Raw genomic sequence first — 4,863 nt, 5'->3', positions numbered from 1 at the left:
CGCTGAAGCAGCTATAAGAGATCTAAACATATCACAAGCTATGACAAAATATCAAAACGACAACACACTACAACAATCAGCCATTGCAATGCTTGCCCAAGCAAACGTAATACCTCAACAACTTCTCACACTCTTCAGATAATAAAATACATAGCCTCCCCTTCGGGGAGGTTTTACAATATCAAAATATCTCTTTTATAATCATTGAAAAGTAAAATAAAGTTAATATCATACACGTATCATTATAATAAATATATATTTACTTGCATTATATGTAAGGAGGTAATAAATGTTTTTTATATCTGAAGCATCGCCACTATTTTTCATATTAAGTATAGTTTGGTTAATAATAGACCTCATTTTAAAAGCTTTTACAAACCAAAACAACATAAACATATTTTTACTTGGATTGTACGGATTTTTCCTAAACGTGATAATGGGGGCTATGTATCAACTCATACCAAACTCTCTTATGAAAAAACCAAAGTTTCCAAAATTATCTTTTGCAGTGTTTGGTATAAGCATTTTAAATGGATTTATCATGTTGATGTGGTATTTTGGTTTACTTGGAAATATATACTTTTCCTTTTCAAACGTATTGCTTATACTAGTATTTATAACTCATATATCAACAGCTTTAAAATTACCAAACTCAATAACTACGAAGTTCTTAACGGCAAGTTTAATATTTTTAATGCTAAATTCTATAGAGTTTTTGTTTTTTGCTTTTAACAAGGTAAATATATTTTTCTTAATTCATACTTTTACAATAGGTTTTGTATTAAATGCCGTTATAGGAGTAGAGCTTGCTTTGGTACCGCTTTTATATATGGAGCCTCTAAATATGGGCCTTGCAAACAAGCTATTTTGGATTCATCAACTATCGGCTTCTATTCTTATGGCATCTTTTTATGTGTTTGATTTGAGGCTTATTTACTTTGCTGGGATTTTGGAGTTTATAGTGTTGGGATTTTTTGTAAATCTTATTTATAAAACCGTTGAAAATAGAAAGTTTCCAAAAAATATACCTTATACGCTTAGATATTTCTTCTTGGGACTTGGGTTTTTGTTTATGGGTGTTAGTTTTGGGCTTTTGGTAGCATCAGGAAGATTAGAACCTTTTTTACATGCTGATGTTATGATATATGGATTTGGTTTGACTACAGTACTAGGCGGTATATTTCATTTCATGCCGAGAATACTTTGGAATAAGTTATACGCCAATAAACTAGGACAAAACGTACCGCCAATAGATGCTATGATAAATCAAAGTATTGTAAAGCAAGCTTTACCGATGCTTGGTTTTGGTTTGTTTATACTTATAGTATTTGAAGCCAACCAATATCTAAAACCAGTAGGCGATATATTGTACGCTTTCATAGTAGCTTATAGTTTATACGCTTTTATTAGAAAATAAAGCTTTAGTGGTTTCTATATCGGTTTTTATTTGGGTTTTTAGTTCTTCTATAGAGTTAAATTTTTTCTCTTCCCTTAAAAAGCCTAAAAATGTTATATTTAAAACATTATCCACTAAATCACCGTTAAAATCTATAATATGCACCTCCAATATGTTTTGATTTGTATTTTCAACCGTTGGTCTTTTACCGTAGTTTGCCACACCAAGATAGTTGTTTACTTTTACGGCGTAGACGCCTTCTTTTAAACACATGTTTGATGTGTTTGATATGTTTGCAGTGGGAAAACCTATTTTAGAACCCAAACCTTTCCCTCTAACAACCTTTCTTTTAATAGAGTAATCTCTTCCAAGGTATTTTTTTACATCGTCTAAATTTGCTTCTTTTAAAAGCCTTCTTATAAGAGTGCTACTTACTATATGACCATCAACTTTGTAAGGCTCACTTGGTATAACTTCAAACCCAAGGGTTTGTCCCATCTCTTTTGCAAGCTCAAACTCCCCTTCTCTTTTAGCCCCATATCTCCAATCGTATCCTACTATTAAAAGCTTTGTATTTAGCTTTTCATAAACATATTCTTTTATAAAATCCCTTGCTGGTATGTTGCTAAATTCTTTTGTAAAGTTTATCACGAAAACATTTTCAATACCCAAGTTATACATATACTCTTTTCTTTCTTCTACAGTGGATATTATACAAGGGGCTGATTCTTTCTCAAGAACTTCCAAAGGATGAGGGTTAAACATTAAAACAGAAGGAATAAGGTTTTTTTCTTTTGCTTTTAAAATAAGGGTGTTTAAAAGATGTTGATGTCCTAAGTGAACACCGTCAAAATTACCTACGGCTAAAGCTATTGGCTTTTCAAGCATTAACGCTTTTAACCACCGTCCCTATATTTTCCCCTGATAATATACGTTTTAAAGCTCCTTTTTGATGTATATTAAAAACTATCATCTCTATGTTGTTGTCTTTACATAAGGTAATGGCTGTATGATCCATGATCTTTAAATCCTTGTTTATAATCTCTATATAAGAAATTTCTTTTATAAGCTCTGCGTCTTTATAAATTGCCGGGTCTTTTGTATATATACCATCTACTTTTGTAGCTTTCATCATAACGTCTGCGTTTATTTCAGCTGCTCTTAAAGCAGCAGCTGTATCGGTAGAAAAAAACGGGTTTCCGGTACCAGCAGCAAAGATAACAATTCTTCCTTTTTCAAGATGTCTTACCGCTCTTCTTCTAATGTATGGCTCCGCCACTTGTCTCATCTCTATAGCTGATAAAACCCTTGTAGGTATGTTGTGTATTCTTTCCAACGTGTCTTGCATAGCTAAGGCGTTTATAACGGTGGCTAACATTCCCATATAATCTGCTGTAGCTCTATCCATACCGCTGGCTTGAGCTTTTAGTCCTCTAAATATGTTGCCACCACCTATCACAATAGCTATTTGAACACCAAGCTCATAAGCTTCTTTTATCTCGTTTGAAAAGCTTGTGATAACATCTTTATCTATACCAAAGCCCTGGCTTCCCGCCAAGGCTTCACCTGATATTTTCAATAATACTCTTTTATACCTCATGTACCTATTTCAAATCTACAAAAGCCTTTTATAACAACGTTGTTGGCTTTAGTGTAATCTTGAATAGTCTTTTTCTCGTCTTTTATAAACTTTTGATTTAAAAGAGTCTTCTCTTCGTAGAATTTTTTGAGTTTACCTTCGGCTATCTTTTCAAGCATATTTTCAGGTTTACCTTCTTTTTTGGCTTGTTCCATATATATGGCTTTTTCTCTTTCTATAACATCTTGAGGCACAGTCTCAGGAGATAAAAACTCTGGTCTCATAGCGGCTGTTTGGAGTGCCACATCTTTTACAACATCAAGGTTATCACCTTCATAAGATAGCAAAACCCCTATCCTACCGCCACCGTGTATGTAAGAAAAGTTTGGTCCTTCTACCACGCAGTAGCGTTTTAGTTGTATGTTTTCACCGATTTTGGCGATAGCTTCTTTTAAAAGCTCTTCTATGGTTATACCATCTATTTTACCTTGAAGTATAGAGCTATCTCTTGACTCGCCCTTTGTATCTTTTACATTTTCTAACACGTAATCGAGGATTTTGTTGGCAAGCTCTTTAAAAGAGTCGTTTCTTGCAACAAAGTCTGTCTCACAAGCAAGCTCAATCATTGCACCTTTTGAAGGTGTGGATTTTGCCACTATAAGACCTTCTTTTGTCTCTCTTGAAGCTTTCTTATCGGCTTTTGCCAAACCTTTTATACGAAGTATCTCTTTAGCTTTTTCTATATCTCCATTTGCTTCTTCAAGGGCTTTTTTGCAATCGAGCATACCAGCCCCAGTCATCTCTCTTAAAAGCTTTACATTTTCAGAACTAACTGCCATAAAATCTCCTCCTATTAGTAGTCTACACTATCTTTATCTATATCTTCATACTTTTCTGACATAGCCATAGCCTTTTCAAAGAGTTCTTTCTCCTCTTCAGCCACCACAACCACTCTTCTTTTCGAGGTTTCAGACACCACGGAAGCTTCTCTTCTTTGTTTACCATCTATAACAGCATCAGCTATTCTTGATGTTAAAAGCTTAATAGATTTTATTGCATCGTCGTTTCCGGGTATAAGGTAATCTATCTCATCTGGGTCACAGTTAGAGTCTGCTATAGCAACAACCTTTACACCAAGCCTTCTTGCTTCTGTAACGGCTATATGTTCTCTGTTGGTATCTACTACCCATATTATATCTGGTATTCTATCCATATCTATGATACCTTTATAAAGCTTTTGGAGTCTTTGCATCTCCCTTTTCATGGTTACCACTTCTTTTTTTGGTAAAACCTCAAATACCCCTTCTTTTTCCATACGTTCTAATTGACGTAGCTTTGCTATACTCTTTCTAACAGTCTTGAAGTTGGTAAGAAGACCACCCACCCATCTTTCATTTACATAGAAAGACTCGCATCTTAACGCCTCTTCCATAATAACATCTTTAGCTTGCTTTTTCGTACCTACAAAAAGCACTTCGGCTCCTTTTGACACGGCATCTGATACAAAGTTGTAAGCCTCTTCAAGGTAAAGCACCGTCTTTCCAAGGTCTATAATGTGTATGTTGTTTCTTACACCATAAAGATACGGTGCCATCTTAGGGTTCCATCTTCCCTTAGAGTGTCCAAAATGAACACCTGCTTCCAAAAGGTCCTTCATACTTACTGACATAAAATACCTCCAAAAGGGTTTTTAACCTCCTCTAATCCAAGCGTCAGCTTAACCTGACGACCCTTTTTGATTAGAGTGCAGTTTAATCTATTATTATATCAAAATCCCAAAAACTTTGTATAATATTTTATAATCTCAAGGAGAGGTGGCTGAGTGGACGAAAGCGGGTGACTCGAAATCACTTGTGGGTTCACGCCCACCGAGGGTTCGAATCCCTCC

At 34.8% G+C, this 4,863-nt stretch carries 6 protein-coding genes and 1 tRNA gene; 3 read left to right on the top strand and 4 right to left on the bottom strand.

The features are described from left to right. Nucleotides 1-13 precede the first annotated feature (13 nt). Nucleotides 14-142: a flagellin gene (locus ACP5S8_RS07710; RefSeq protein WP_461876372.1), complete on the top strand. Its 129-nt coding sequence runs from the start codon at nt 14-16 to the stop codon at nt 140-142. A 147-nt stretch (nt 143-289) separates the two neighbouring features. Beyond that, nucleotides 290-1,417 carry a hypothetical protein gene (locus ACP5S8_RS07705; protein WP_461876371.1) on the top strand — a complete coding sequence of 376 codons (1,128 nt, stop codon included), beginning with the start codon at nt 290-292 and terminating at the stop codon, nt 1,415-1,417. Here ACP5S8_RS07705 and ACP5S8_RS07700 read toward each other — a convergent pair. Genes ACP5S8_RS07700 through rpsB form a run of 4 tightly spaced genes read right to left on the bottom strand, consistent with a single transcriptional unit; the run spans nt 1,394 to nt 4,644 of the window. After that, a complete protein-coding gene (locus ACP5S8_RS07700; RefSeq protein ID WP_461876370.1) occupies nt 1,394-2,284 on the bottom strand; it encodes a bifunctional riboflavin kinase/FAD synthetase in 891 nt (296 codons plus the stop codon). The genes ACP5S8_RS07705 and ACP5S8_RS07700 overlap by 24 nt on opposite strands. Continuing rightward, entirely contained in the window at nt 2,277-2,996 is a 720-nt protein-coding gene (gene pyrH, locus ACP5S8_RS07695) for a UMP kinase (RefSeq protein ID WP_461871140.1), read from the bottom strand. The genes ACP5S8_RS07700 and pyrH overlap by 8 nt, the downstream gene beginning before the upstream one ends. Next, on the bottom strand, nt 2,993-3,814 hold the full coding sequence (gene tsf, locus ACP5S8_RS07690; RefSeq protein ID WP_461876368.1) for a translation elongation factor Ts: 822 nt from the start codon (nt 3,812-3,814) through the stop codon (nt 2,993-2,995). Before tsf ends, pyrH begins: the two co-directional genes overlap by 4 nt. Nucleotides 3,815-3,828: 14 nt before the next feature. Next, nucleotides 3,829-4,644: a 30S ribosomal protein S2 gene (gene rpsB, locus ACP5S8_RS07685; protein WP_459894051.1), complete on the bottom strand. Its 816-nt coding sequence runs from the start codon at nt 4,642-4,644 to the stop codon at nt 3,829-3,831. A gap of 147 nt (nt 4,645-4,791) precedes the next feature. Between rpsB and ACP5S8_RS07680 the strand changes: the two genes are divergently transcribed. Further along, nucleotides 4,792-4,863: transfer RNA gene (locus ACP5S8_RS07680), tRNA-Ser, on the top strand.

This window comes from Hydrogenobaculum sp., assembly GCF_049967395.1.
Taxonomy (GTDB): domain Bacteria; phylum Aquificota; class Aquificia; order Aquificales; family Aquificaceae; genus Hydrogenobaculum.
Note: the sequence above shows the minus strand (reverse complement) of the source record. Positions and strands in the feature narration are given on the sequence as shown.